Genomic DNA, 24,384 nt, shown 5'->3' with positions numbered 1-24,384 from the left:
TTGAGGCAGACAAGAAATGACCCGCGCGCCACGTTTTAAGGCGCAATCGGGCGGTGAGGCGGAAATGACGAGTCACGATTACTCGGGGCAGATGCGCCCCGAGCATATGCATTACACGAATCAACCGTATGCGCAGGATGACTATGATCATCCGGGCGAATCTCAGCACTACGAAGGTACGGCGCCCGCCGGTTCCGGCATCGGGCGTGCCTTGAATGTAGTGGGTGCGGTCGCTTCACTTGCACTGGTGGCGGGCGTCGCCGTCTGGGGTTACAAGCTGGTCATGCGGGACGTCAGCGGAGTGCCGGTCGTGCGCGCCGTCGAAGGTCCGATGCGCATTCAACCCGAGAAACCCGGCGGAACAACCGCCGATCATCAGGGGCTTGCCGTGAATGCGGTCGCGGCTGTGGGTTCTGCTGCCAAACCCGCGGACCGCCTGATCCTTGCGCCCCGCCCCGTATCACTGACCGACGAAGACGCACCGATGGGCACGCTTGTCCCAACCAAGGCCGTGCATGTCGTCGAAGAAGAGATCTCGCAGGATGATGCGCTGAAACTGCGTCAAAACGCCGTTGATGCGCTGGTCGCCGAATTGGCGGGCGAGGCCGCGACGACTGACGACCAGCCTGCCGAAGGCGTTCAGATCGCATCGTTGGAAGAAGAGCCTGCCATTGATCCGGTGGATTATGCAGCGCAGCTGCCTGACCCGAAACTGGCCGCTTTGCCAGGTGTGCGCCGGTCTTTGCGTCCGCATGTCAGGCCGGCCCGGGCCGCACCTGCCGGTATTTCAGCCTCAAGCCAAACGGAACAGACAATCAATGCTGCCGTGAAGGCCGCCGCAGGTCTGGATGTCAGCCCGGATGATCTGGCCAAAGGAACTCGGTTGGCGCAGCTGGGGGCCTATGACAGCCCCGAAGTCGCGCGCGCGCAATGGGACCGGATGAGCGGGCAGTTTGGCGATTATATGGATGGAAAACAGCGTGTTATCCAGAAAACCTCAAGCGGTGGTCGCACGTTCTATCGGCTGCGCGTGCTTGGCTTTGACAACCTGAGTGACTCACGCCAATTCTGCGCGGCGCTGGTGGCGCAGGGTGCAGATTGCATCCCGGTCGCTGTGCGTTGAGATTTGGCGCGGTCATCACCGATGCCACCGGGTTACGCCTGACATCGGACGAAAAATCCCTGTTCCGCGAGATGAACCCGTTCGGGTTCATTCTGTTTGCCAGAAATATCGACACGGCCGATCAGGTCCGCGGACTTTGCGACGATTTCCGTGAGGCAGTCGGACGCAATTGTCCCATCACCATCGATCAGGAGGGCGGGCGCGTACAGCGCTTGCGGGCGCCGTTGGCGCGCGAATGGATGCCGCCGCTGGATCACGTCGAACAGGCCGGCGATGCGGCAGAGCGGGCCATGTACCTGCGGTATCGTCTGATCGCCAACGAGTTGTTCGAGCTGGGCATCGACAGCAATTGTGCCCCGATGCTAGATTTGGCTCGGGCTGAAACGCACGCTTTCCTGCGAAACAGATGCTACGGGGGCGACCCTGCTCAGGTGGCCCGTCTGGGCCGGGCTGCGACGCAGGGTCATTTGGACGGCGGCGTTCTGCCGGTGATGAAGCACATGCCGGGTCATGGTCGTTCGACCTTGGACACGCATCACGATTTGCCGCAGATCACCCTGTCCGAGGCGGAGTTGACCGCGACCGATTTTGCCCCGTTTCGAGCCCTGAACGATCTGCCGATGGGGATGACCGCCCATCTTGTCTATGACCAGATCGACCCGAAACCTGCCACGATTTCAGCCCATATGATCAACCTGATCCGCACGAGTATCGGGTTTGACGGTCTGATCGTGACCGACGACATCACCATGAAAGCCCTGCGCGGCGCGCCAACCGACATCGCCCAGCAGGCGCTGTCGGCGGGGTGTGATGTGGTTCTGCATTGCAACGGTTCTTATGCTGACCGAAAAGCTGTGCTTGAGACTGCCGGAGAGATGACGGATACCGCGCAAACCCGCGCCGACCGGGCGCTGGCACAGCGCGTTGCACCGCAGGCGCTTGACATCCCTGCCGCCGAGGCGGAACTATCTGCCCTAATGGGCGGGCAGGTATATGTCGGATAGTCTTTTCAGCGAAGATCCTGCCTCGGTCGCCGATCGCTTGGCCGCCGAGGCATTGATTGTGGACGTGGACGGGTTCGAGGGCCCGCTGGACGTGTTGCTGACCCTGTCGCGGACCCAAAAGGTCGACCTGCGCAAAATCTCGGTTCTGGCGCTGGCGCAGCAGTACTTGGCCTTTGTCGAAAAGGCCCGTGCGCTGCGGATTGAGTTGGCTGCCGACTATCTGGTCATGGCCGCGTGGCTGGCGTTCCTGAAGTCGCGCCTGCTGCTGCCGCCCGACCCGGATGACGATGGCCCCTCGGGTGAGGAACTGGCCGCGCATCTGGCCTTTCAGCTGGAACGCCTGCAAGCAATGCGGGACGCGGCGGCGCGTCTGATGGCGCGTGACCAATTGGGCCGGGACTTTTTCAAGCGCGGGCAGGGCGAGAACATCACCCGTGTTCGCACTGTGACCTATTCCGCCACTCTGCTGGACCTGATGCAGGGATATGCGCGTATCCGAACGCGGGATGAATTTCGCCCCTTTGTCATGGATCGCGACGCCGTATTTACCATGGAGCAGGCGCTGGAACGGATGCGGCCTTTGATTGGCTTTGCAGGCACCTGGACAGACATGGAGACCTATCTGCCCGAAGGGTGGGACGCTGATCCCGTGCGCCGACGGTCGGCCACGGCGGCGACATTTGCCGCGTCGCTGGAACTGGTTAAAGAAGGGCAAATGGAGATCCGGCAGAGCGAAACCTTTGCCCCGATCAGCTTACGCAAGAGGACTGACACCCGTGACTGACGCCCCGCAGGAAGACGGCACCGGAACCCTGTTTGACGCGCCACCTCTGGCCGAGCAGGAGCGCATGGTCGAAGCTGTGCTGTTCGCCAGCGCCGAGCCCGTTACAATCGCCGACCTTGAGGCGCGGATGCCGCATGGCAGCGATGCAGCGCAAGCCCTTGAATTGCTTCAGAAGCGATATGAAGGCCGTGGCGTGCGCGTCACCCGTGTGGGCGAGGCCTGGGTCATCCGCACCGCGCCGGACCTTGGGTTTCTGATGCAGAAGGAAACCGTTGAGACGCGCAAGCTCAGCCGTGCAGCGATCGAGACGCTGGCGATTGTCGCCTATCATCAGCCCTGTACCCGGGCTGAGATCGAAGAAATTCGCGGTGTGTCGGTGTCGCGCGGCACCATCGATCAGCTGCTGGAGATGGAGTGGATCCGTCTGGGCCGTCGCCGCATGACACCGGGCCGTCCGGTGACCTTTGTAGTGACTCCGCAGTTTTTGGACCATTTCGGTTTGGAAAACGCGCGCGATCTGCCGGGCTTGAAGGAACTCCGCGCCGCCGGCCTTTTGGAAAACCGTCCACCGCCCGGTGTTGTTCCCTTGGGCGAGGGGGCGGAAGACGATGATCAGGACCAATCGGAACTGTTCGAGGAAGAGTGATCCAAACCCCCTTTCGCAACCTCAAAATTCACCTATGTTGAGGGGCAACAAACGGAGTTGAACCATGAACGCCAACCGGATCATCGACATGATCATACGTCAGATCACGCGCCGCCTTGTGAACAAGGGCGTCGACAAAGGCTTTGACATGGCCAGCCGGATGGGTGGTTCGAAACAGGCCGGGGATCGGTCCGACCCCGAGGCGGCGCGGCATATGCAGCAGGACGCCAAGCGCCAGAAACAGAACATGAAGCAGGCCCAACGGTTGACGCGGCAAGCACGGCGTTTCATGAAATTCTAAGGACTTAGCCTGCTGTTTTGAAGTGTTTGGACAGTTTCAGGCCTTGTCCTTGATAGTTCGATGCAATGCCCGCACCGTAGAGCTGCGCAGGAAGTTCGGCCATTTTCTCATAGACCAGCCGCCCCACGACCTGACCGTGTTCCAAAACAAACGGTGCCTCGTGACAGCGCACTTCCAGAACACCTCGGGACCCGGCTCCACCCGCCTCGGCATGGCCAAAGCCGGGGTCAAAGAAGCCCGCGTAATGCACCCGGAACTCTCCGACCATCGCCAGATAGGGGGCCATTTCGGCGGCATAAAGAGGCGGGATGTGGACCGCTTCACGGCTGACAAGAATGTAGAACGCACCGGGGTCAAGGATGATCCGCCCGTCGCGGGTGCGGACCTCTTCCCAGTATTCCTGCGGATCATATTCGCCGATCCGGTCCAGATCGATGACACCCGTGTGCGGCTTGGCGCGATAGCCCACCAGATCGGTATCGGGCAGGCGCAAATCCACTGAAAAGCCCAATCCGTCCTGAATGACAGCAGGCCCATCGACCAAAGGCGATTCGGCGTGCAGGGCCGACAATTCAGCATCGCTCAGTACCGCTTGGCCCTGACGAAACCTGATCTGGTTCAGACGCATGCCCGGGCGGACCAGAACCGAAAACGACCGCGGACAGATCTCGGCATAAAGCGGGCCGGAATAGCCTGCGGGCACCCGATCAAACTCGGTGCCGCCATCTGTGATCGTGCGGGTCAGCAGATCCAACCGTCCGGTCGAACTTTTGGCGTTTGCCACCGCGTTGGTGCCCGCGTCCAAAGCCAGCGATTCCATCAGCGGCACCAGATAGACGCAGCCTTTTTCCAGCACTGCGCCGTCCGAGATATCGATGCGGTGCATCTCGAACTCGGTCAGGCGATCTGCAACGGAACGGCCTTCACCAGCCAGAAACGAGGCGCGCACACGGTAAGCTACTGTTCCCAGACGCAGATCCAGGCTGGCCGGTTGGATTTGTTCGGGAATAATGCCGGGCTGCGCGGTAATCTCCGCACGCTCGATCATGGCTTCGATCTGCTGGCTTGCGCACACGCCTGTCATTCTGATCCCCCCGGTTGCCAGAGCGGGATCTGGCCAATTTGCCATAAACGTCGGTGTGATTTGGTCGGGCTAGCAGGACTCGAACCTGCGACCTTCCGTCCCCCAGACGGACGCGCTACCAGGCTGCGCCATAGCCCGACGTTGGAGTGTTCATAAAGACTTTCCCGGCGGGGGCAAGAGGAAATCATCGCCTTTTATCTTATCCCGCCGACCGGCTTTCCACTCGGTCCAGCCAGCTGCGCAGATCCTTGGCGATGGGCGCGATACGATGCAGCAGCTCGTCATCATATTCCGACCGGTTCCAGGCCAAGGACGCCACCCCCCCAAGCAACGGGGCCGTATCTACTGCAGGTGAGGCCACAGTGGTTTCGGGCGTGTCGCTGGGCTGGGTTTTGCCATTGACCGCCTCGGGTGTTGCAGAGTGCGGTGGCTCTTGCAGGTCCAGGCGAATCTGTTCTGCGGCAGGGGCAGGGGTTGGTGAAAACGGCACCACGGTGCTGTCGTCAGTGGCCGTGCCTGCGGGTTCATCATCCAGGCTAGGCGACAGAGAGGCCACGTGGGTCACGCCCTGTTCGCGTAAAATACGCTGCACACCTTTGATGGTGATGCCGTCTTCGTGCAGCAGCTTCTTGATCCCGCCCAGCAGACGCATGTCGTTGGGGCGGTAATATCTGCGCCCACCGGCCCGTTTGACCGGCTTGACCTGTGTGAAACGGCTTTCCCAAAAGCGCAGCACATGCGCCTGAACACCGAGCCAATCCGCAACTTCACTGATTGTGCGGAATGCGTCGGGGGACTTGCTCATCTCAGCGGGCCTCAGGGCTTACTTGCGATTCCCGGCGGCGACGCGATCCTTCATCAGGTGCGACGGGCGAAAGGTCAGCACGCGGCGCGGCTGGATCGGAACCTCTTCACCGGTTTTGGGGTTTCTTCCGATCCGGGCGGTTTTGTCCCGGACGCTGAACGTGCCGAAGGATGAGATTTTCACCTGTTCGCCGCGGACCAAAGCATCGGACATATGGTTCAAAACGCTTTCCACAAGTTGCGCGCTTTCATTCCGTGAAAGACCAACCTCGCGAAATACCGCCTCGCTCAGATCCATCCGCGTCAGTGTTTTATCGCTCATGCCAGCACCCCTTTCGATATCAAAGCATATGTTGACGGCAAATTCGCTGTCAATATCAATGAATTGCAAGCGGCTGCGTAAGCCGGATTGTGCCAGTTACCAGCGCAATGCCACGGCGCCCCAAGCCAAACCGCCCCCGATAGCCTCGGTCACGATCAGATCGCCGGGCTTGATCTGACCCCGTTGCTTGCCCACGGACATGGCCAACGGGATGGACGCGGCAGAGGTGTTTCCGTGGTCCTGCACCGTGACAACGACGCGGTCCATCGGCAGGCCCATTTTCTTCGCGGTGCCCTGAATGATGCGGATATTGGCCTGATGCGGCACAATCCAGTCGACATCATCACAGCCCAACCCGGCACGATCCAGTGCGGTTTCTGCGGTTTTCGACAGTTTTTCAACGGCATGGCGGAAAACCTGATTGCCCTGCATCCGCAAATGCCCGGTGGTTTGAGTCGAAACACCGCCATCGACATACAGCAGGTCCTGATAGCGCCCGTCCGAGTTCAGGTCGGTTGACAGGATACCGCGATCTTCCGGGGTGCCTTCGCCCTCTTGCAACTCAAGCACAAGCGCGCCGGCGCCGTCGCCGAACAGCACGCAGGTGGCGCGATCCGTCCAGTCCATGATGCGCGAAAAGGTCTCGGCCCCGATCACAAGCACGCGCTTTGCCTGACCTGACAGGATCAGCGCATTGGCATTGCTGAGGGCAAAGACGAACCCGGCGCAAACGGCCTGAACATCAAAGGCAAAACCGCCGGTCATGCCCAGCCGGGCCTGCACCATGGTGGCGGCAGATGGAAAAGTCAGATCAGCGGTCGAGGTCGCCAGAACGATGGCGTCGATGTCGTCAGCTGTCAGCCCGGCATCCTCAAGCGCGGCTTTTGCCGCATGCGTTGCAAGGTCCGATGTGGTTTCCCCGTCGGCGGCAAAGTGGCGGCGTTCGATGCCCGAGCGCGTCTTGATCCATTCATCCGTTGTGTCCAGAGTTTTTTCGAACTCGGCATTTGGGACAACACGCTCTGGCAAATAATGCCCGACACCTACAACAACTGAACGGCCTGCCATGTTGGGGTACTGCCTTTTTCTTATTATTCCGATTGCGACGCAGATTGCGCGGCATCTTGTGCAAGGGCGGCTGTGGATGCAACCCGTGCCGCCAATTTTTCCGAAAAGCCCGACTCGGCCAAAGTGAAGGCGAGTTTGACCGCCGCGGAAACACCCGTGGCGTCCGCGCCGCCGTGGGATTTGATCACCGTCCCGTTCAGGCCCAGAAACACACCGCCGTTCACCCGGCGCGGGTCGATCCGCTTTTTCAGACGATTTAGCGAGGTAATTGCCAAAATCGAGGCCAAACGCGACAGGGGCGTATATTTGAAGGCCTGCCGCAGCAGATCGCCGATCAGGCTGGCGGTGCCTTCTCCGGTCTTGATCGCCACGTTGCCGGTAAACCCATCCGTAACGATGACATCCGCCGTGTCGCCGGGAATATCGCTGCCTTCAACGAAGCCGACGAAATCGAAATTGGCCTGCTCGGCAAACCCCGAGATCAGGGCATGCGCCTCTTTCAGTTCCGCGCGCCCTTTATGTTCTTCGGTGCCAACGTTCAGCAGGCCGATCCGCGGGCGCGACAGGGCCATGCCGTTGCGGGCATAAGATGCACCCATCAGCGCATATTGCAGCAGATCTTTGGCGTCGGCGCGCACATCTGCGCCCACATCCAGCATGACATTAAAGCCCTGCGGATTGCGCGACGGCCACAGAATGGCGATGGCGGGGCGGTTCACCCCGGGCAGTTTGCGCAAGCGCATCATCGACAGCGCCATCAGCGCGCCGGTATTGCCGCAGGACACTGCACCATGGGCCTCGCCGGTCTTGACGCTTTCCAGGGTCGACCACATCGAGGTCTGCTTGCCGCTGCGCACAACCTGACTGGGTTTGTCCTCCATCTTGACGACGTCCGGACAATCACGAAAAACGACGCGCCCCTCAAGGACGCGCCGTTTGGCAACCAGTTTACGCAGGAGCGATTCCTGACCGTGCAGAATGAACCCGATCTTGGGGTTCTTGTTCGCGGATTTGGCAATGCCCGCCACAACAACGGCGGGGCCCGAATCTCCGCCCATAGCGTCAACCGAGATGGTGATCCGTCCGGTTTGCTGGGGCTGATCCGTCATGCCTTGGCCCGCGTCCAATCAGGCTTAGGCCGCGTCTTCGTCCAGGTCGATTTCGTCGGCCTGTGCGACGACTTCACGATCATCATAGTGGCCGCAGGACGCGCAGACATGGTGCGGGCGCTTCAGCTCACCACAGTTCGGGCATTCGTTCGGGTTTGCAGCAACCAGAGCGTCGTGTGCGCGGCGGTTGTTGCGACGCGACTTGGAAACTTTGTTCTGTTGGACGGCCATGGTCTCAACCTTTGTCTGATATGGGCTGGCAGATTCGCTGCCGGCCGGGTTTCGTACTTCGTTTTTCTCGTGGTTTGACGCGCGTTTAGGGGACGAGCCCCGCAATGTCCAACCCAAATTCCGATGAGCGCGCGAAAATACTGCGATTCTCGACATGTTCAAGCGATTTTTTCGGGGCCTGCTATGACAGGAAATCAGGCCCCTGTCACTCGTCTTTTTTCAGCGCATCGCGCAAACCCGCCAATCCGGCAAAGGGTTTGGCCTCGTCATCGGTCATGGCCTGTTTGCCGGGTTCGGTATAGTTGGCCTGACCCAATTCCGCCTCGTCTTTGCGTGGGTATTGGGGCAGGGCAAGGGACAGCGCCTCGGCCATGACTTGTGCGGGATCGATTTCAGTGCCCAGGGGTTCGGTCTCATCATCTTCGGGCATTTCGAACTCGGGCTCGTCCGGTTCGTGCCAATCGGCCACAAAGACCCGACGCACCTGGGTTTCGATCCGGGTTGTCACCGGTTCGAGGGTGATCACACAGGGTTGAATGACCGTCGCGCCGAGATTTGCGTCCAGAACCCAGTCACGCTTGCCCTGCGTGCGCAGGGTGCCGACAAACGACAGCTTGCGTAGACCGAGCAGGCCCAGATCTTGTTTCAGGGCGTTCATAACATCGGCATCGGGGCGCAATTCGAACTGCGTTGGGGCGTTTTGCGGCAGATCGGCGACGCGAAACGGTTTCTGTGCGGTCATTTGTGACCCTTTCCTGTGTTGAACCGGAGCACCGGTTTCTGTAATCGGATAGAAGCCGCGCAAGGCCAAGGCAAGAGGGTGTGAATGTTGAAGCGTGCAATCAGTTTGAAACCGGCGACCAGATCGCTGGCCTTTGCAGCCCTCTTGGCGGCGGTTGCCTGCACGCCGGTTTTCAAGAACCACGGCTATATCCCTCCGGCCGAAGAGTTGGCGCAGATCAAGGTCGGCGTGGATACCCGCGAAACGGTTGAAGAAACCATTGGAGCGCCCAGTGCTTCGGGCGTCGTCCGCGACTCGGGCTATTACTACGTGTCGTCTCGGATCCGGCATTATGGCCCGAAAAAGCCCGAAGTGGTCGAGCGCGAACTGGTGGCCATCAGCTTTGATCAGCGCGGGGTCGTGCGCAATATCGAACGCTTTGGGCTGGAGGATGGTCTTGTCATCCCGCTGGAGCGTCGTGTGACGGATTCGGGCGTTCAGGACAAAGGCTTCCTGCGTCAGCTGTTGGGCAACATCGGCAACTTCAACCCGGCGAACATCCCGGGCGCCAACTAATTTTCTGCGACGTCTTGTGATTTCATCGGATGGTCACACATCTAGTGTTAGGGACGCCGCACCGAAGATCGGGTCAGCAACCGCGGAGGATGCGACCATGGCGAATGCAGATGTGTTGAACAAGGGCCGGTATCGCGCGCGTCTGGCGCGATCGGCCGCCGATGTCGCTGCCGCACAGGACCTGCGCAGCATAGCATTTGGCACAACGCAGCCGGATCGGGATGTCTTTGACACCAGATGCACACATATTCTGGTCGAAGACAGCCGGGAAGATTTTCAACTGGTCTGTTGTTTTCGCCTGTTGACCATGGACAGCGGGACAGAGGTGAGCCGCAGTTACTCGGCCCAGTTTTACGATCTGTCCGGGCTGGAGGGCTTTGAGGGGCGTATGGTTGAGATTGGGCGTTTTTGCATTCATCCCAACCGGACCGACGCGGATATTCTGCGCGTGGCATGGGGCGCTATGACCGCCTTTGTGGACCAGAACAACGTGCAGATGCTGTTTGGGTGCTCTTCCTTCGCAGGGACCGAGACGACGGAGTATCTGGATGCTTTTGCGATGCTAAAACATCGGCATCTGGCCCCGAAACGCTGGTTGCCAAGGGTGAAAGCCCCCGATGTCTTCCGCTTTGCTGCTCGGCTGCGGCGCAGACCGGACTTGAAGCAGGCCATGCGGCGGATGCCGCCCTTGCTGCGCACCTATCTGATGATGGGCGGTTGGGTCAGTGATCATGCAGTGGTGGACCGGCACATGAATACGCTGCACGTGTTCACCGGGCTTGAGATCGATGCGATTCCCCCAGCCCGGAAACGTCTGCTGCGGGCGGTGGTCGTGTAATTTCCGTATTTTCAACGAGAAGAAGATGCGGACGTTGACGCGCCAGCCCTGCCGGTTTAGCTGGCGGGCATGGCGAGAATTCCTTTGTTGCAGATGTCCGGCATTTCCCTGACTTTCGGGGGTGATCCGGTGTTTTCGGACCTTGATCTGGTGGTCCAGCCCGGCGACCGTGTGGCCCTAGTGGGGCGGAACGGGTCGGGTAAATCCACTTTGATGAAGGTGATGGCGGGTCTGGTCGAGGCTGATCAGGGCGACATTGTCGTGCCGCCGGGAAAATCCGTTGGGTATATGGAGCAGGACCCGGGGATGGAGGGGTTCGCGACGCTGGGTGATTATGCCTCCAGCGGGTTGGAGCCGGGAGAGTTCTATAAAGTTGAGCGCGCGGGTGAAGGGTTGAAATTTGATCCCTCGCGCGCGGTTGAGACCGCCTCGGGCGGGGAACGGCGGCGTGCGGACTTGGCCAAGTTGATGGCCGAAGCGCCCGATTTGATGTTGCTGGACGAGCCGACCAACCATCTGGATATCGAGGCCATCGCCTGGTTGGAGCGGGAACTGGGCGCGACGCGCGCCGCTTTTGTGCTGATCTCGCATGACCGCGCGTTCCTGCGGGCCCTGACCAGAGCGACCTTGTGGATCGATCGTGGCGCGGTACGACGGCAGGAGCAGGGCTTTGACGCGTTCGAAGCATGGCGTGACAAAATTTGGGATGAAGAGGATCAGCAGCGCCATAAGCTGAACCGCCTGATCAAGTCTGAGGCCAAATGGGCTGTGGAAGGCATCAGCGCGCGGCGCAAGCGCAACCAGGGTCGGGTCCGCGCCTTGCAGGCCCTGCGGGCCGAGAAAGCCGCGCAGATCAAGCGGCAGGGGGCGGCGGCCATGTCGCTTGAGGCTGGTCCCAAATCCGGCCGCAAGGTGATCGAGGCCAAGGGATTGGTCAAATACTTCGGCGACACGCAAATTGTGCGGAACTTTGACCTATTGGTTCAGCGCGGCGACCGGGTGGCCTTTGTGGGGCCAAACGGCGTGGGCAAAACGACGCTTCTGAAGATGCTTTTGGGGCAGGAGGCCCCGGATGAAGGGGTTGTAAGCCTTGGGACCAATCTGGAGGTCGCGGTTTTCGATCAGGCGCGAGCGCAGTTGGATCCCGAGATGACGCTGTGGGACAGCCTGACCGGCGATCCCGAGATGCGCGTGTCGGGCAAGGCGGACCAGGTGATGGTGCGCGGACAGCCCAAACATGTTGTGGGATATCTCAAAGAATTTTTGTTCGACGATCAGCAGGCACGGGCGGCTGTCAAATCCTTGTCGGGGGGAGAGAAAGCGCGGCTGTTGCTGGCCAAGCTGATGGCCAAATCGTCGAACTTGTTGGTGTTGGACGAACCGACAAACGATCTGGATGTCGAAACCCTGGATTTGTTGCAGGAGTTGTTGGACGATTTTGATGGCACGGTTTTGCTGGTCAGCCACGACCGGGATTTTCTGGATCGCGTCGCCACGACCACAATCGCGATGGAGGGCAATGGCCGCGCGACGGTCTATGCCGGTGGCTGGACCGACTATATTGCTCAGCGGGGTGATCTTGTCGCAAAAACAGAAGCAAAAACAAAGTCCTCAAAGCCGAAGGTGAAGCAGGATTCAAGGCCAAAAGTGGGTTTGTCATTCTCGGAAAAACACCGGTTGGAGAAACTGCCAGCAGAGATCGAGCGTTTGGAAGCCGAGATTGCCAAGCTTGAAGAACTGATGTCCGACCCGGAATTGTTCACGCGTGAGCCGGTGAAATTCCAGAAGGCGACTGATGCGTTGGTTGAGCGTCAGGAAAAGCTGGCCGCGGCTGAGGAAGAATGGCTGACGCTCGAAGAAAAAGCCGAGGCGAGCTAAGGGCAAGCTTAACCTGATTTCCCAAAACACTCGATGCCCCAGGGCCGTAGGGCCCCGGGTATTTGACGGGTGTCTATCCGATCCGTGCCATCTCATTCAGGGTAAAGTCGGCAACGCTGCATTCGGTCGCCGCCATATAGGCCGCAAGGTGCGGTGCATTCATGTGTGTCTGCCACAGCGCGCGCGATTCCCAGGTTTCATAAAAGACAAAAAAGCCGGGATTGGTGGTGTCGACATGCAGGTCGTATTGAATGCAACCCTCTTCGCGGCGTGTGGTGTCGATCAGCTTTTCCAGTTCGGCGCGTACAAGGTCTTCTTTGCCGGGGTGCGCGGTGATTTGGGCGAGAATGGTCAGGGCCATGGTGTGTCCTTGGGGTGAATTGTTGCGATGGTTTGAGATATGTGACACACAGGCCAATCGCACAAGTACGCACTATTTTTGCAGGTAGGCACCGTTTGTATACTGTAAAACATGAGGTCTGGGATGGATCGGTTCGAAAGATATGATTGCAGCGGCGGTTGCCCGGTCGAGGCCGGGTTGGAGCAGATCTCGGGCAAGTGGAAAGGCCTGGTGATCTATCACTTGCTCGGCGGGACAATGCGGTTCAATGCATTGTCACGGGCGTTGGGAACTGTGACACAGCGCAGCCTGACCAAACAATTGCGCGAGTTGGAGGCCGATGGGATCGTACATCGCGAAGTGTATGCAGAGATACCGCCCAAAGTGGAATACAGCCTGACACCAAAGGGGCAGGCGTTGCGTCCGGTGATCGAGGCGCTTGCCGATTGGGGTCAGAATCGGGTTCTGTCCTGAGCCCTGTCAGAGAGGATGCGCAGGGTTGCCAACAACGGTTTCACCGGCGGCGACGTCCTTTGTGACCACCGCGCCTGCACCGATGATGGCGTTGTCGCAGATTGTCACTCCGGGCAGAATTAGCGCGCTACCGCCGACCCAGACGTTGTTCCCGATTGTCACGGGCAACGCGATTTCCAGCCCACGGGCGCGCTCTGCCGGGTCTTTGGCGTGCTGCGCACAGTAAATCTGTGCCTGAGGTCCGAACATCGTGTCATCGCCGATCTGCACCCGTGCCGTGTCCAGAATGGTGCAGCCAGCGTTGAAATAGACCCGTTTGCCCAGGTGGATATGAATACCATAGGCGCAGTGAAACGGCGCCTCGAAGAAACAATCGTCGCCAGGATCACCCAGCAGAGCACGCAATGCGGGATCTAAGTTGCCGCGTTTGTCGGGGTGGCAGGTGTTATGCGCGTGAACCGCACGCCGAGCCGCTGCGCGCAGGGCATCAAGCTCGGGGTCGAGGCAGCAATACCACGCGCCGGCAATCATTTTCTCGCGTTCGGTCATGGACCAGATCTATCGCATCCGAAGCGCACCGTCGATGCGGATGACCTCTCCGTTCAGATAGCCCATTTCGACGATGAACCCTGCCAGCCGCCCGAATTCGCGCGGGTCGCCCAAACGGGCAGGGTTTGGGACATCGGCGGCCAATTGGGCCTGCACCTCTTCTGGCAGGCCGGCCAGCATCGGAGTCATGAAGATACCGGGCGCGATGGCCATGACGCGGATGCCGGTCGAGGCCAGATCGCGCGCCATCGGCAAAGTCATGCCCGCAACCCCGCCTTTCGATGCGGCATAGGCCGCTTGTCCCTTTTGCCCGTCGAAGGCAGCGATAGAGGCGGTGTTGATGATCACACCCCGCGCGCCGTCAGGGTCGGGGTCGTTCCGGGACATTTCGACAGCGGTTAGCCGAGAGACGTTGAACGTACCCACCAGATTGATGTCGATTGTGCGCTGAAACGCGTCCAACGGGTGCGGGCCGTCCCTGCCGACCGTTTTGATCCCATAGGCAATTCCCGCGCAGTTCACCGTGGCTGTGATTTTGCCCATTTTTTCCATGCCGAAGGCCACCGCATCTGCGACCGAGCTTTCATCGGTGACATCGGTTCGTACAAAATGGCCGTTGATTTCGCCCGCGACTTTGGGCCCGCGGCTGTCGTCGCGGTCAAGGATGGTGACCTGCGCGCCGTGTTCTGCAAAATACCGCGCTGTTGCTTCGCCCAGGCCCGAGGCGCCTCCGGTGACGATGGCGGCTGTGTTCGACAGATGCATGGCGGATGTCTCCCAGTTTTATGAACACATGTTCAATAATGGGTTCTGCGGTGGCCTGTCCAGAGAAATGGTCAGTCTGATTATCCCACCGGCCTAAAGCGACATTAACAAATCATCAGAAACTGTTCATTCACACTTCACGCATCGTCGCCATTTCGTGAACGAATAGCCTGACAAGGTCGGGTGTTTCTTAGTCAGGAGGTACCGACATGTTAAAGAGTACGAAACACAAGCTGGGTGCATTTGCCATTGCACCTTTCATCGGCGTTCTGATGGCCAGCAGCGCAGCTGCAGCGCCTGAGGTTTGCGATTGGAAAACGGCACGGAACGCGGCCAACTCTGGCGACTACGCGACGATGTGCGAATGCACGCATGTGACGCGTGGCTTTGTCAACCGGTTGAAGAACCATTCAAATTTCGATGCCATATTGCAAAACACAGCGGCGCAATGCCCCGGGCTGACAGACGTGCTGACAGACTTGCCGACGGCCAGCCTGTCGGGGTCCGGTTTGTCCGGTGAGAACCGAAGCTCGGACGTATCGGGCGATGGCGGCTCGTTTGGTGGCTTTGCTGAAAACACCGGCGGCGGCAATGGCGGCGGTGGCGGAGGCAACTCTGGCTCTGGTGGCGGCGGCGGTTCAGCGGGAACCGGCGGTGGCGCAGGCGGCGGTGGAGGCACCGGCCCCGGAAATGGTGGTGGCACTGATCCAGGTGACGGCGGTGGAGCCGATCCGGGAGATGGTGGTGGAGCCGGTCCAGGTGACGGCGGCGGAACCGATCCAGGGGATGGCGGCGATGACGGCCCCGGTAAACCCGGCAACGGCGGCGGTAAACCTGGCAAGGGCGGCGACGGCAAGCCCGGCAAAGGTGGCGACGGTAAACCCGGCAAGGGTGGCGGCAAGCCCGGCAAAGGCGGTGACGGCAAGCCTGGCAAAGGCGGAGACGGCAAACCCGGTAAAGGTGGCGGCAAAGGCGGCGACAAGGGTGGAAAAGGCGGATCCAAGGGCAACAACGGGAGCGGAAACGGTCCTGAAGGCAGCAGCCCAGGCAAAGGCAATAACGCCAATAACGACGAAGGTGGCGGCAGCAAAGGCGGCAAAGGCAAAGGCGGCGACAAAGGCGGCAAAGGCAAGGGCGGCGACAAAGGTGGAAAAGGTGGCGAAAAAGGCAAAAAGTAACCTTTCGCCTGAAGTTCACTGACGGCTTTGTAGGCACCAACTCAAACGGCCACCGCATCCGGTGGCCGTTTTTCTTTTAGCCGATCAAAGGTGTTACCCCATCTGCACCAAAGCGTGACGTTTTTTGCCCGCGCTCAGCTTGATGGGTGAGGACAGCGCCCCGGCATCGATCATCAGGCCCGCATCCGTCAACGGCGCATCGTCCAGTTTGGCACCGTTTTCGGCGATCAGACGCTTGGCCTCTTTCCCGGATTTCGCCAGACCCGATTTGACGATCAGTTGAACGATCGACACCGGAAGGTCCGCATCCGACAGGGTCAGGGTCGGAAGGTCATCGCCAACGCCACCCTTTTCGAACACTTCGCGCGCCGTCGCCTCGGCATTTGCTGCGGCTTCGGCCCCGTGCAGCAGGGTTGTGATCTCATTAGCCAGACGGATCTTGGCCTCGTTGATCTCGGACCCTTGCAGCGCGCCTAGCCGGTCACACTCATCCACCGGCAATTCGGTGTAGAGCTTCAGGAACCGGCCCACATCCGCATCGGTGGTGTTGCGCCAGAACTGCCAGAATTCGTAGGGCGAGCGCATCTCGGCATTCAGCCAAACGGCACCGTCCTGCGATTTGCCCATCTTCTTGCCGTCGCTGGTGGTCAGCAGGGGTGAGGTCAGGCCGTAGATCTCGTGATCCAGCACACGGCGGGTCAGGTCGATACCGTTGACGATATTGCCCCACTGGTCGCTGCCACCCATCTGCAGAACGCAGCCATAGCGGCGGTTCAGCTCAAGGAAATCATAGGCCTGCAGGATCATGTAGTTGAATTCGAGGAAGCTCAGCGATTGTTCGCGGTCCAGCCGGGATTTGACCGACTCGAACGACAGCATCCGGTTGACCGAGAAATGCCGCCCGATGTCGCGCAGGAAATCGAGGTAATTCAGATCGTCCAGCCACTCGGCATTGTTCAGCATCAGGGCCTTGTTCTCGGCGTCTGAATCGTAGTCGATGTAAGCCGAGAACACCTTTTTGATGCCCGCGATGTTCTCATCGATCTGCTCGGGGCCCAGCAGGGGGCGTTCATCCGCGCGAAACGACGGATCGCCCACTTTGGTGGTCCCGCCGCCCATCAGGGTGATTGGCTGGTGGCCGGTTTTCTGGAACCAGCGGAGCATCATGATCTGGATCAGGCTACCCACATGCAACGACTTGGCCGTTGCATCAAAGCCGATATAGGCCGGCTTGCACCCATTGATCAGCGCGTCGTCAAGGCCTTGATAATCGGTGCAGTCGGCAAGAAAGCCGCGCTCGATCATCGTGGCGATGAAATCTGATTTGGGGTGGTAGGTCATAGCGTGCCCTTTGGGTTTATGTTGCGGGGCACTGTATAGGCGGCGTCAGAACCAAGGAAAAGGCATCAAATCCAAGAAAATCCATGGTGGTGCAGCCGCGCGCATCGCGACCCATGGTGGGCGTTTCAGGGGCCAAAGCAGGATGCGTGCTGATCCTGCGACGGGTTTTGAAAAAGTCGGGCCTCTGGCGCAACGCCCTTGCCTTTGCCGTGCGTTGGTGGGCAACGTGTCGGCAAATCACCGTAGGGTTGAGCCAATCGATCCACAGCGCATTTTCCCAGTTCAGGAGGGGGCAGTGAACGCGACCATCAAGGGCAAAGGGCCGGTTATGGCCTTGGGAACAATGTCGGGCACCTCGCTGGATGGTGTGGATGCGGCGGTCGTCGAGACGGACGGACGTGAGATCTACGGTTTTGGACCCAGCCTCTATCGTGCGTATTCCGGACAAGAGCGTGCCGTGTTGAAAGCCGCCTTGGGGCAGTGGAACGGCCCCGATGTAGAGCTTGCGTCCGAAGTGGTGACAAGATCCCATGCCGAGGTTCTGTCCGAGTTCGAAGAGGTTGACCTGATCGGCTGCCATGGCCAGACCCTGGCGCACGAGCCCAAAGGGCGGGGAACACTGCAGGTGGGCGATGGGCTGGGCCTGTCACAAGCGCTTGGCCTGCCGGTGGTCTGGGATTTCCGCAGCGATGATGTGGCGATGGGGGGCGAAGGTGCGCCGCTGGCCCCGTTCTTTCACTTTGCCTGCGCCAAATGGATTGGCGAGACTGCGCCGGTGTGTTTCCTGAACCTGGGCGGTGTGGGCAACCTGACCTACGTTGACCCGAGCTTTGCAGGGCCGGAAGAGCCCGGCGCGCTGCTGGCTTTTGACACCGGTCCCGCCAATGCGCCAGTGGATGATCTGATGCAAGCGCGGCTTGGCCTGCCGATGGACCGCGATGGTGCCATTGCGCGGGACGGGACGGTTGAAACAGGCGCGCTTGAGCTGTTTCTGGCCGAGCCCTATTTTGTGCGGATGCCTCCGAAGTCTCTGGATCGAAACGATTTCGCAGAAATGATCGGTCTGGTGCAGGAATTAAGCGATGCAGATGCAGTTGCCACCCTCACTGCGATGTGCGCGGCCGGTGTCGCCAAAGGGATGGAGCATTGCCCCAAAGCCCCGTCGCGGGTTTTGGTCACTGGCGGCGGGCGTCACAATCCGGTTTTGATGGAGATGCTGCGCGTCTCGCTGGATTGCCCGGTTGAGCCGGTCGAGGCCGTTGGCCTGAACGGCGATATGCTCGAGGCGCAGGCCTTTGCCTATCTCGCTGTGCGGGTGGCGCGCGGCATGCCGACCTCATGCCCCGGCACAACGGGTGTGAGTGCTCTGATTGGCGGCGGCGTCGTCAGCGCCCCAATGCGCGCGCATAGTCTGCCGTAAACTCGGAATACCCGTCGGACGTGGACTTCAGGTGGGCTTGGGTCCAGCCGTGCAAGGCAGGCAGTTGATGAAATGGGACATTTGGAAACGCATGGTGTTCGGCATGGTACGGCATGTTCCAGGCTAGAAAGCGGACGATGCTGTTTGTGAACGTGGTGCGCGAGTTTTCCAGCATGTTGGCGACCGGCGGGCAGAGCCCGTGTTCGGCCAGCAGGTATAGACGCAGAAAGGGCTGACCAACCACCAGAGGCAGGAACCAGAGCCAGAACAACGTGGATGAAAACAAAAGGCTGATCAGAGCCAGCGCGTAGATCGCGAGCAAAACACGCGCCTCAAAGCGCATAGCCTTATGCTGGCGTTCGGGAAGATAGGGCGCGTCGATCTCTGCGAATGCGTTTTGCCACAAGACTTGTGCCATCCCTTTCCAGTAAGGCCAACCGCTGAGGTAGAGGGTCAGGCTGCGCCAGTCGTTTGGCCGAGGCTTTCCGCCCAGTTCGGGGTCTTTTTCCGGATGGTTTGTCCATTTGTGATGGGCCAGGTGAAAGTATCGAAACCAAACAAAGGGCAGGGCGATCGCAACGGCAACCAGATGCCCGACAACTTCGTTGACCCATCCGGTGCGGAACGGTGTCTTGTGGGTGCATTCGTGGCTAAGCGTAAACAGAAACACCAGCGCAATTCCCTGCGGCAGGATAAGCAGCGGCCAAAGCGGCACGCGCAGGGCGATACCGGTGCCGAGCACCGCAAGCACGCACGTATAGAGCACCAGGTGACGCAACCCTGCCGCATCCGAACGACGCTGCAGGCTGTCTTTCGCCTCGGGCGGTATCGATGCGATAAGGGCGCGGTGATCCATGAGGCTAGGCCCGCGGGATGTCAAACCCGGGCGCGGCCAGTTCGAAGCCTTCGAACTCGAACCCCGGGGTGACGGCGCAACTGACTAGCGTGTAGTCTCCGGTCGTTCTAGCGGACTGCCAATGGTCCTTTGGCACGACCAATTGCAGAGCGCCGATGGACAGGTCTGGGCCGAGAACGTGGTCGGTGGCCGGACCTGCATCGGTCTCACTCATAGACAGAACCAACGGCGCGCCTGCGTGGTAAAGCCAGATTTCGGCAGCATCCACGCGGTGCCAATGGCTGACTTCACCTGCGCTGAGCAGAAAGTAGATACAGGTGCCAGTGGACCGGCCTTGCGACTCAGCCCTGAAGGTTTCGTGGTACCAGCCGCCCTCGGGGTGTTTTTGCAGGTTCAGGTGATCAATGATCTCTTGCGCGGTCATTGTGGGCCTCATCGGATTTTGGGCGATTATGCACGTGTCGGGCAGCAGGGCTATGGTAATCGCACACAAGGGGCATATGTTTGCCGCATGACCCTGACGATCCCTTTTGACAACAGCTTTGCCCGGCTGCCCAACACGTTTTACGCGAGGCAGGCCCCCGAACCCGTGCGCGCGCCGAAACTGGTGGCATTCAACGACGACCTGGCAGGGGTGCTGGGTATCTCTCCTGCCGAGGTGCAGGATATGGCGCAGGTCTTTGCCGGCAATGCCATGCCCGACGGGGCCGAGCCGTTGGCGCAGCTTTATTCCGGCCATCAGTTCGGCACTTACAACCCGCAGCTGGGCGACGGACGTGCCGTGCTGTTGGGAGAGGTGATCGGCACCGATGGCTTGCGCCGTGACATTCAGCTTAAGGGCTCGGGGCGCACGCCGTTTTCGCGGCAAGGCGACGGGCGAGCCTGGTTGGGGCCCGTTTTGCGCGAATACATAGTGTCCGAGGCGATGCACGCGCTGGGCATCCCCACAACCCGGGCCCTGGCCGCGGTCGAGACTGGCGAGATCGTGCTGCGCGAAGGGCCAATGCCCGGCGCAGTGCTGACACGTGTGGCGCAAAGCCATTTGCGTGTCGGCAGTTTTCAGGTGTTTGCCGCGCGGGGGCAGATGGATAACCTGCGGCAACTGACCGACTATGCCATCGCCCGACACTATCCTGACGCCAAAGGCCCGATGGGATTGCTCAGCGCGGTACGGGATGCGCAGGCGCGTCTGATTGCGGCATGGATGGGAGTAGGGTTCATTCACGGTGTGATGAACACCGACAATTGCTCGATCGCCGGTGAGACGATTGACTATGGCCCATGCGCCTTCATGGACAGCTATCATCCGAACACCGTCTTCAGCTCGATCGACCGGATGGGGCGCTATGCCTATTCCAATCAGCCCGAAATCGCCGTGTGGAACATCGCGCAACTGGCCACGGCCCTGATCCAGCAGTTCGAAGACAAAGAGGCCGCAGTCGAAGAGGCGACCGAGATCGTTCATGCCATGCCCGACCTGATCCAGGCTGCTTGGCTGGCGAAATTCCGCGCCAAAATCGGCCTGACAACTGCCTGCGACGGAGATCAGGAACTTATTACAAAGCTGCTGACCCTGATGGCCGAGAACCAGGCGGATTTTAACAACACCTTCCGGGCGCTGGGCGGCGACAAGGCGCGCGATCAGTTCACCAACCCCGAGGCTTTTGACGCCTGGGCTCAGGACTGGCAGAGCAGGTTGACGCATGAGGACGCGCCGAAACAGATCATGACCGCCTCAAACCCGGCCTTCATCCCCAGGAATCACCGAATCGAACAGATGATTCAGGCAGCCGTGCAAGGCGACTATGACCCGTTCCATCGCCTGAACAATGTGTTGGCACGGCCGTATGAAGACCAGCTGGGCGCAACAGACCTCACGTACCCGCCGGCCCAGAACGAGGTGGTCCACGCCACGTTTTGCGGGACGTAAACAGGCAACAGACATGAAGCCCCGGCGCGCCAGACGGCTTCAAACCGTTGAAACGCTCTTTTCGTTGATGACTTACCAACCCCGAAGAATATTGCATAATGACTGGCACGGCGAACTGGTCCGAGTGATTTTGAGGAGAATGTCATGCGCTACTCCATATTGTTGGAAGATGCCGAGGGCGTTTCATATTTTGAAGACCAGGAGGTTGACCTAGAACTCAAATCGTTTGCGCCGCCTGCCAAACCGTTCCATGTCTCGGACGAATTTGACGCCGCACGTTTCGTCTTTCTGACTTTGCCTGCGGGATGGGCGGGGGTTCAGCATCGCTCGCCCGAGAAACAGCTTGCGACGGTGCTGTCGGGCACGTTTCGCGTTCAGGCCGGGTCGGGTGAGGTGCGTGATTTCACTGCAGGGGATTTGTTCTGGGCAGAAGACGTGACGGGAACGGGACATGCCTCATCCGCAGAAGGTAGTGAGCCGGTCCATCTGATGGTTACGCAGTTTTGAGCAGGGCCGGGTTGCCAGGGATCATCAAATGCCGAACAAAACCGTTTCATGACACAGACCCTTCGCATTGCCAGCTACAACATTCAAAAATGCATCGGTCTGGATTTTCGCAGACAACCGCAGCGCATTCTGCAGGTGATCGAGGGCATGCAGGCCGACATCGTTGTGTTGCAAGAGGCTGACAAACGTTTGCCTCCACGACCCGCGGCGCTGCCGCACTTCATGCTCGACGAGGCCGGCTGGCAGATCGTCGATCTGGGCGGGGCCGGCAGTTTGGGCTGGCATGGAAACGCCGTCATCTGGAAAGGCGATCATATCTCGGTTCGCCAGACCGGACACCACGAACTGCCAGGGCTGGAGCCTCGCGGTGCGGTGCGGGTCGAGTTTGAGACGCCCATTGGTCCCTTGCGTGTGATGGGTATGCATCTGGGCCTGCTTTCAGCCTCGCGCCGTCGACAGATCACACATATCCGGCGCAGTGAATCTGATCTGACCAGGATGCCAACGGTCTGGGCCGGTGATTTCAATGAATGGTCGCGCCAGCCCGTCCTGGATCATCTAGCGCCTGACATGCGGTTCCTGCCCCCGGTGCCCAGTTTTCCAGCGGCCCAGCCCCTGGGCGCGCTGGATCGGATTGCGCTGGGCGAGGGGCTGCGCGCCGCGGCCCATGGGGTGCATGATGTGCGCCCCGCGCATATCGCCTCGGACCACCTGCCGGTCTGGGCTGATTTGCAACGCAGCGCCTGAAGGCGAAATCGCCTGTGGCGCGCGGCGCGCCGACGTATTATGACAGAAGCCCGAACAAGACTGGGGGTAACCATGTCGGACACGATCATCGCCCGGTGCGAGGCCAAGGGCCTGCGCATGACAGGTCAGCGGCGCACCATTGCCCGCGTGCTTGAGCAAAGCGAAGATCACCCGGATGTGGAAGAGCTCTATGCCCGCGCCTCGGCCGAAGATTCGGGCATTTCGATCGCCACTGTCTATCGCACGGTCAAACTGTTTGAAGAGGCCGGTATCCTGGAACGGCTGGAATTCGGGGACGGGCGCGCGCGCTATGAAGACGCCGAACGCGATCACCATGATCACCTGATCGACATGCAATCGGGTGCGGTGATCGAATTTGTCGACCCCGAGATCGAGGCGCTACAGGAAAAGATCGCGGCCAAGCTGGGCTACAAGCTGAAAGGCCATCGGCTGGAACTCTACGGTGTTCCGCTGGAAAAGGATTGATCCATCACCAACCGCAATAGTTCGGCACACGCTTATTCATCAAACATGTCGCAATAACGCTTGCGACGTCGCGAAAGTTGCGGTTCTGCTGACCTGGTGGCTGTCTTTGGCCGCCTGTCCCTACGGAAACGCGCATGAATAACGTTAACGGCATCCTGCTGCTGGTCGGATCGATGGCAGCTTTTGCAATCGAGGATATGTTTATCAAACACCTGTCGGCCTCTGTTCCGACCGGGCAAATTCTGATTGCGTTGGGTGTCTTTTGCGGCACGAGCTTCGCCCTGCTGTCCGTTGCGACGCGCAAACGGATCTTTGATCCGGCCGCATGGCAGCTATTGCCGATGGCGCGCGCCGCGTCCGAAGGTCTGGGAGCGGTTCTTTTCGTAACGGCTCTGTCGTTGATCGATCTTTCGACGGTCGCAGCCGTATTCCAGGCGCTGCCTTTGGCGGTGACCATGGGTGCGGCGCTGTTTCTGGGCGAAAAAGTGGGCTGGCGACGGTGGAGCGCGATTGGCGTCGGATTTCTTGGTGTTCTGATGATCATTCGCCCCGGATTGGATGGATTCCAGCCGGAAACGCTTTTGGTTCTCGCGACGGTCTTTTTGATAGCCGCGCGCGATCTGATTACCCGCAAGCTGGACGTGCGGGTGGCCTCGACCGTTGTTGCGATGCAGGCCTACATCGCGTCGATACTGGCGGGAACAGCGCTGATGATCACGACCGGGCAAACATTTGCGCCCGTGCAATCGGCTCAGACCCTGCCGTATGTGGCGGCGGTGATCTTCAGCATGTTGGGCTACTACGGCATCGTCGCGGCGATGCGCGTGGGCGAGGCCTCGGCCATGATGCCTTTCCGCTATACGCGCCTGGTGTTTTCGATGATCGCGGGCATGCTGATGTTCAACGAACGCCCGGATGCGATGACGCTGACAGGGGCGGGTTTGATCATCGGGTCAGGTCTTTATACCTTTGTCCGCGAACGGCGGTTGGCCAGAGCATTGGTTCCGGCCTGAGACTGTTGGCGCAAACAACAAACCGTTAGCCCTAAAATTCAAAAAAGAGCCGCGTTAGCGATAGCGCGACTGGTGCACATCGAACGGGTTGCTGATAAGAGGCGGGCAACAATGTGTAGCCTTAAGGACCCGCAGATGAGCACGATCATAGACATACACGCGCGCGAGATATTGGACAGTCGGGGCAATCCGACGGTTGAGGTTGATGTGATCCTCGAAGACGGGACGATGGGTCGGGCGGCGGTGCCGTCTGGGGCGTCGACCGGGGCCTATGAGGCGGTGGAAAAGC

Annotated in this window: 29 protein-coding genes, 1 tRNA gene and 1 pseudogene; 17 read left to right on the top strand and 14 right to left on the bottom strand. The window is 59.9% G+C overall.

Going from position 1 to position 24,384, the window contains the following annotated elements:
- Positions 1-16: 16 nt before the first annotated feature.
- The 5 genes from ACR0AG_RS13190 to ACR0AG_RS13170 all read left to right on the top strand — a co-directional run bounded on the left by ACR0AG_RS13190 (position 17) and on the right by ACR0AG_RS13170 (position 3,858).
- A complete protein-coding gene (locus ACR0AG_RS13190) occupies positions 17-1,123 on the top strand; it encodes an SPOR domain-containing protein (RefSeq protein ID WP_480839556.1) in 1,107 nt (368 codons plus the stop codon).
- Entirely contained in the window at positions 1,120-2,127 is a 1,008-nt protein-coding gene (nagZ, locus tag ACR0AG_RS13185; protein ID WP_480839554.1) for a beta-N-acetylhexosaminidase, read from the top strand. Before ACR0AG_RS13190 ends, nagZ begins: the two co-directional genes overlap by 4 nt.
- Positions 2,117-2,911 (top strand): segregation and condensation protein A, encoded by a 795-nt coding sequence (locus ACR0AG_RS13180; RefSeq protein ID WP_170570007.1) that lies wholly within the window; start codon positions 2,117-2,119, stop codon positions 2,909-2,911. Before nagZ ends, ACR0AG_RS13180 begins: the two co-directional genes overlap by 11 nt.
- On the top strand, positions 2,904-3,557 hold the full coding sequence (scpB, locus tag ACR0AG_RS13175) for an SMC-Scp complex subunit ScpB (protein WP_480839552.1): 654 nt from the start codon (positions 2,904-2,906) through the stop codon (positions 3,555-3,557). The genes ACR0AG_RS13180 and scpB overlap by 8 nt, the downstream gene beginning before the upstream one ends.
- A gap of 64 nt (positions 3,558-3,621) precedes the next feature.
- The gene (locus tag ACR0AG_RS13170; protein WP_480839549.1) at positions 3,622-3,858 is read left to right on the top strand and encodes a hypothetical protein; all 237 of its coding nucleotides are present in this window, start codon (positions 3,622-3,624) and stop codon (positions 3,856-3,858) included.
- 4 nt (positions 3,859-3,862) lie between these two features.
- On the opposite strand, the gene ACR0AG_RS13165 is transcribed toward ACR0AG_RS13170, so the two are convergent.
- The 8 genes from ACR0AG_RS13165 to ACR0AG_RS13130 all read right to left on the bottom strand — a co-directional run bounded on the left by ACR0AG_RS13165 (position 3,863) and on the right by ACR0AG_RS13130 (position 9,218).
- Entirely contained in the window at positions 3,863-4,942 is a 1,080-nt protein-coding gene (locus ACR0AG_RS13165) for a 2'-deoxycytidine 5'-triphosphate deaminase (RefSeq protein ID WP_480839547.1), read from the bottom strand.
- Positions 4,943-5,003: 61 nt separating this feature from the next.
- A tRNA-Pro gene (locus ACR0AG_RS13160) sits at positions 5,004-5,080 on the bottom strand.
- A 61-nt stretch (positions 5,081-5,141) separates the two neighbouring features.
- Positions 5,142-5,747: a MerR family transcriptional regulator gene (locus ACR0AG_RS13155; RefSeq protein ID WP_480839545.1), complete on the bottom strand. Its 606-nt coding sequence runs from the start codon at positions 5,745-5,747 to the stop codon at positions 5,142-5,144.
- A gap of 18 nt (positions 5,748-5,765) precedes the next feature.
- A complete protein-coding gene (gene ihfA, locus ACR0AG_RS13150; protein ID WP_037316145.1) occupies positions 5,766-6,068 on the bottom strand; it encodes an integration host factor subunit alpha in 303 nt (100 codons plus the stop codon).
- Positions 6,069-6,164: 96 nt separating this feature from the next.
- Positions 6,165-7,136 (bottom strand): beta-ketoacyl-ACP synthase III, encoded by a 972-nt coding sequence (locus ACR0AG_RS13145; RefSeq protein WP_480839543.1) that lies wholly within the window; start codon positions 7,134-7,136, stop codon positions 6,165-6,167.
- A gap of 23 nt (positions 7,137-7,159) precedes the next feature.
- Positions 7,160-8,245: a phosphate acyltransferase PlsX gene (gene plsX, locus ACR0AG_RS13140; RefSeq protein ID WP_480839540.1), complete on the bottom strand. Its 1,086-nt coding sequence runs from the start codon at positions 8,243-8,245 to the stop codon at positions 7,160-7,162.
- 24 nt (positions 8,246-8,269) lie between these two features.
- Entirely contained in the window at positions 8,270-8,476 is a 207-nt protein-coding gene (gene rpmF, locus ACR0AG_RS13135; protein WP_008756996.1) for a 50S ribosomal protein L32, read from the bottom strand.
- 205 nt (positions 8,477-8,681) lie between these two features.
- Positions 8,682-9,218 (bottom strand): YceD family protein, encoded by a 537-nt coding sequence (locus ACR0AG_RS13130; RefSeq protein WP_480839538.1) that lies wholly within the window; start codon positions 9,216-9,218, stop codon positions 8,682-8,684.
- Between the two features lie 84 nt (positions 9,219-9,302).
- Here ACR0AG_RS13130 and ACR0AG_RS13125 point away from each other — a divergent pair, with 84 nt between their 5' ends.
- The 3 genes from ACR0AG_RS13125 to ACR0AG_RS13115 all read left to right on the top strand — a co-directional run bounded on the left by ACR0AG_RS13125 (position 9,303) and on the right by ACR0AG_RS13115 (position 12,489).
- Entirely contained in the window at positions 9,303-9,773 is a 471-nt protein-coding gene (locus ACR0AG_RS13125; RefSeq protein WP_480839536.1) for an outer membrane protein assembly factor BamE, read from the top strand.
- Between the two features lie 97 nt (positions 9,774-9,870).
- The gene (locus tag ACR0AG_RS13120) at positions 9,871-10,611 is read left to right on the top strand and encodes a GNAT family N-acetyltransferase (RefSeq protein WP_480839534.1); all 741 of its coding nucleotides are present in this window, start codon (positions 9,871-9,873) and stop codon (positions 10,609-10,611) included.
- A gap of 69 nt (positions 10,612-10,680) precedes the next feature.
- A complete protein-coding gene (locus ACR0AG_RS13115; protein ID WP_480839532.1) occupies positions 10,681-12,489 on the top strand; it encodes an ABC-F family ATP-binding cassette domain-containing protein in 1,809 nt (602 codons plus the stop codon).
- A 73-nt stretch (positions 12,490-12,562) separates the two neighbouring features.
- Here the strand turns inward: ACR0AG_RS13115 and ACR0AG_RS13110 are convergent, their stop codons facing one another.
- Positions 12,563-12,850, bottom strand: a complete 288-nt coding sequence (locus ACR0AG_RS13110) for a putative quinol monooxygenase (protein WP_480839530.1) — start codon at positions 12,848-12,850, stop codon at positions 12,563-12,565.
- A gap of 111 nt (positions 12,851-12,961) precedes the next feature.
- Between ACR0AG_RS13110 and ACR0AG_RS13105 the strand changes: the two genes are divergently transcribed.
- Positions 12,962-13,303, top strand: coding sequence for a winged helix-turn-helix transcriptional regulator (locus ACR0AG_RS13105; RefSeq protein WP_480839528.1), 342 nt, complete (start codon positions 12,962-12,964; stop codon positions 13,301-13,303).
- Positions 13,304-13,309: 6 nt separating this feature from the next.
- Here ACR0AG_RS13105 and ACR0AG_RS13100 read toward each other — a convergent pair whose 3' ends face one another.
- Together ACR0AG_RS13100 and ACR0AG_RS13095 are read right to left on the bottom strand one after the other, a co-directional pair.
- Entirely contained in the window at positions 13,310-13,852 is a 543-nt protein-coding gene (locus tag ACR0AG_RS13100) for a sugar O-acetyltransferase (protein ID WP_480839526.1), read from the bottom strand.
- Between the two features lie 9 nt (positions 13,853-13,861).
- Positions 13,862-14,617: a 3-hydroxyacyl-CoA dehydrogenase gene (locus ACR0AG_RS13095; protein WP_480839524.1), complete on the bottom strand. Its 756-nt coding sequence runs from the start codon at positions 14,615-14,617 to the stop codon at positions 13,862-13,864.
- 209 nt (positions 14,618-14,826) lie between these two features.
- Here ACR0AG_RS13095 and ACR0AG_RS13090 point away from each other — a divergent pair, with 209 nt between their 5' ends.
- Entirely contained in the window at positions 14,827-15,795 is a 969-nt protein-coding gene (locus ACR0AG_RS13090; RefSeq protein ID WP_480839522.1) for a hypothetical protein, read from the top strand.
- Positions 15,796-15,888: 93 nt separating this feature from the next.
- Here the strand turns inward: ACR0AG_RS13090 and tyrS are convergent, their stop codons facing one another.
- Positions 15,889-17,136, bottom strand: coding sequence for a tyrosine--tRNA ligase (tyrS, locus tag ACR0AG_RS13085; protein WP_480839520.1), 1,248 nt, complete (start codon positions 17,134-17,136; stop codon positions 15,889-15,891).
- A gap of 328 nt (positions 17,137-17,464) precedes the next feature.
- On the opposite strand from tyrS, the gene ACR0AG_RS13080 reads away from it, so the two are divergent.
- The gene (locus tag ACR0AG_RS13080) at positions 17,465-18,556 is read left to right on the top strand and encodes an anhydro-N-acetylmuramic acid kinase (protein WP_480839859.1); all 1,092 of its coding nucleotides are present in this window, start codon (positions 17,465-17,467) and stop codon (positions 18,554-18,556) included.
- Here ACR0AG_RS13080 and ACR0AG_RS13075 read toward each other — a convergent pair.
- Both ACR0AG_RS13075 and ACR0AG_RS13070 read right to left on the bottom strand, forming a co-directional pair.
- Entirely contained in the window at positions 18,522-19,412 is an 891-nt protein-coding gene (locus ACR0AG_RS13075) for a fatty acid desaturase (RefSeq protein WP_480839518.1), read from the bottom strand. The two genes, ACR0AG_RS13080 and ACR0AG_RS13075, sit on opposite strands and share 35 nt — an antisense overlap.
- Positions 19,413-19,416: 4 nt before the next feature.
- Entirely contained in the window at positions 19,417-19,836 is a 420-nt protein-coding gene (locus ACR0AG_RS13070; RefSeq protein WP_480839515.1) for a cupin domain-containing protein, read from the bottom strand.
- An 87-nt stretch (positions 19,837-19,923) separates the two neighbouring features.
- On the opposite strand from ACR0AG_RS13070, the gene ACR0AG_RS13065 reads away from it, so the two are divergent.
- The 6 genes and pseudogenes from ACR0AG_RS13065 to eno form a co-directional block, all read left to right on the top strand.
- Positions 19,924-21,342, top strand: a complete 1,419-nt coding sequence (locus ACR0AG_RS13065) for a protein adenylyltransferase SelO (protein ID WP_480839513.1) — start codon at positions 19,924-19,926, stop codon at positions 21,340-21,342.
- A 144-nt stretch (positions 21,343-21,486) separates the two neighbouring features.
- On the top strand, positions 21,487-21,849 hold the full coding sequence (locus ACR0AG_RS13060) for a cupin domain-containing protein (protein WP_480839511.1): 363 nt from the start codon (positions 21,487-21,489) through the stop codon (positions 21,847-21,849).
- A gap of 48 nt (positions 21,850-21,897) precedes the next feature.
- Positions 21,898-22,596 (top strand): endonuclease/exonuclease/phosphatase family protein, encoded by a 699-nt coding sequence (locus tag ACR0AG_RS13055; RefSeq protein ID WP_480839509.1) that lies wholly within the window; start codon positions 21,898-21,900, stop codon positions 22,594-22,596.
- Positions 22,597-22,668: 72 nt separating this feature from the next.
- Entirely contained in the window at positions 22,669-23,082 is a 414-nt protein-coding gene (locus ACR0AG_RS13050; RefSeq protein WP_480839507.1) for a Fur family transcriptional regulator, read from the top strand.
- Positions 23,083-23,216: 134 nt separating this feature from the next.
- Entirely contained in the window at positions 23,217-24,095 is an 879-nt protein-coding gene (locus ACR0AG_RS13045; RefSeq protein ID WP_480839505.1) for a DMT family transporter, read from the top strand.
- Positions 24,096-24,230: 135 nt separating this feature from the next.
- Positions 24,231-24,384 (top strand): annotated as a pseudogene (gene eno / locus ACR0AG_RS13040) (phosphopyruvate hydratase); the annotation flags it as partial.

The sequence above is a fragment of the Ruegeria sp. H6 genome, from assembly GCF_056532975.1.
The sequence above is the reverse complement of the archived record's forward strand: the minus strand, read 5'-3'. Positions and strand labels throughout refer to the sequence as shown.

What these genes read in the sequence shown, in the direction of transcription:
- ACR0AG_RS13070 (WP_480839515.1), bottom strand. Translation starts at nt 19,836, where the DNA reads ATGACCGCGCAAGAGATCATTGATCACCTGAACCTGCAAAAACACCCC.
- ACR0AG_RS13055 (WP_480839509.1), top strand. Translation starts at nt 21,898, where the DNA reads ATGACACAGACCCTTCGCATTGCCAGCTACAACATTCAAAAATGCATC.
- ACR0AG_RS13155 (WP_480839545.1), bottom strand. Translation starts at nt 5,747, where the DNA reads ATGAGCAAGTCCCCCGACGCATTCCGCACAATCAGTGAAGTTGCGGAT.
- ACR0AG_RS13080 (WP_480839859.1), top strand. Translation starts at nt 17,465, where the DNA reads ATGGCCTTGGGAACAATGTCGGGCACCTCGCTGGATGGTGTGGATGCG.
- ACR0AG_RS13095 (WP_480839524.1), bottom strand. Translation starts at nt 14,617, where the DNA reads ATGCATCTGTCGAACACAGCCGCCATCGTCACCGGAGGCGCCTCGGGC.
- ACR0AG_RS13100 (WP_480839526.1), bottom strand. Translation starts at nt 13,852, where the DNA reads ATGACCGAACGCGAGAAAATGATTGCCGGCGCGTGGTATTGCTGCCTC.
- ACR0AG_RS13075 (WP_480839518.1), bottom strand. Translation starts at nt 19,412, where the DNA reads ATGGATCACCGCGCCCTTATCGCATCGATACCGCCCGAGGCGAAAGAC.
- ACR0AG_RS13130 (WP_480839538.1), bottom strand. Translation starts at nt 9,218, where the DNA reads ATGACCGCACAGAAACCGTTTCGCGTCGCCGATCTGCCGCAAAACGCC.
- plsX (WP_480839540.1), bottom strand. Translation starts at nt 8,245, where the DNA reads ATGACGGATCAGCCCCAGCAAACCGGACGGATCACCATCTCGGTTGAC.
- ACR0AG_RS13065 (WP_480839513.1), top strand. Translation starts at nt 19,924, where the DNA reads ATGACCCTGACGATCCCTTTTGACAACAGCTTTGCCCGGCTGCCCAAC.
- ACR0AG_RS13105 (WP_480839528.1), top strand. Translation starts at nt 12,962, where the DNA reads ATGAGGTCTGGGATGGATCGGTTCGAAAGATATGATTGCAGCGGCGGT.
- ACR0AG_RS13110 (WP_480839530.1), bottom strand. Translation starts at nt 12,850, where the DNA reads ATGGCCCTGACCATTCTCGCCCAAATCACCGCGCACCCCGGCAAAGAA.
- ACR0AG_RS13125 (WP_480839536.1), top strand. Translation starts at nt 9,303, where the DNA reads ATGTTGAAGCGTGCAATCAGTTTGAAACCGGCGACCAGATCGCTGGCC.
- ACR0AG_RS13190 (WP_480839556.1), top strand. Translation starts at nt 17, where the DNA reads ATGACCCGCGCGCCACGTTTTAAGGCGCAATCGGGCGGTGAGGCGGAA.
- rpmF (WP_008756996.1), bottom strand. Translation starts at nt 8,476, where the DNA reads ATGGCCGTCCAACAGAACAAAGTTTCCAAGTCGCGTCGCAACAACCGC.
- ACR0AG_RS13180 (WP_170570007.1), top strand. Translation starts at nt 2,117, where the DNA reads ATGTCGGATAGTCTTTTCAGCGAAGATCCTGCCTCGGTCGCCGATCGC.
- ACR0AG_RS13145 (WP_480839543.1), bottom strand. Translation starts at nt 7,136, where the DNA reads ATGGCAGGCCGTTCAGTTGTTGTAGGTGTCGGGCATTATTTGCCAGAG.
- tyrS (WP_480839520.1), bottom strand. Translation starts at nt 17,136, where the DNA reads ATGACCTACCACCCCAAATCAGATTTCATCGCCACGATGATCGAGCGC.
- ACR0AG_RS13090 (WP_480839522.1), top strand. Translation starts at nt 14,827, where the DNA reads ATGTTAAAGAGTACGAAACACAAGCTGGGTGCATTTGCCATTGCACCT.
- ACR0AG_RS13045 (WP_480839505.1), top strand. Translation starts at nt 23,217, where the DNA reads ATGAATAACGTTAACGGCATCCTGCTGCTGGTCGGATCGATGGCAGCT.
- ACR0AG_RS13120 (WP_480839534.1), top strand. Translation starts at nt 9,871, where the DNA reads ATGGCGAATGCAGATGTGTTGAACAAGGGCCGGTATCGCGCGCGTCTG.
- ACR0AG_RS13170 (WP_480839549.1), top strand. Translation starts at nt 3,622, where the DNA reads ATGAACGCCAACCGGATCATCGACATGATCATACGTCAGATCACGCGC.
- ihfA (WP_037316145.1), bottom strand. Translation starts at nt 6,068, where the DNA reads ATGAGCGATAAAACACTGACGCGGATGGATCTGAGCGAGGCGGTATTT.
- ACR0AG_RS13060 (WP_480839511.1), top strand. Translation starts at nt 21,487, where the DNA reads ATGCGCTACTCCATATTGTTGGAAGATGCCGAGGGCGTTTCATATTTT.
- ACR0AG_RS13050 (WP_480839507.1), top strand. Translation starts at nt 22,669, where the DNA reads ATGTCGGACACGATCATCGCCCGGTGCGAGGCCAAGGGCCTGCGCATG.
- ACR0AG_RS13115 (WP_480839532.1), top strand. Translation starts at nt 10,681, where the DNA reads ATGGCGAGAATTCCTTTGTTGCAGATGTCCGGCATTTCCCTGACTTTC.
- ACR0AG_RS13165 (WP_480839547.1), bottom strand. Translation starts at nt 4,942, where the DNA reads ATGACAGGCGTGTGCGCAAGCCAGCAGATCGAAGCCATGATCGAGCGT.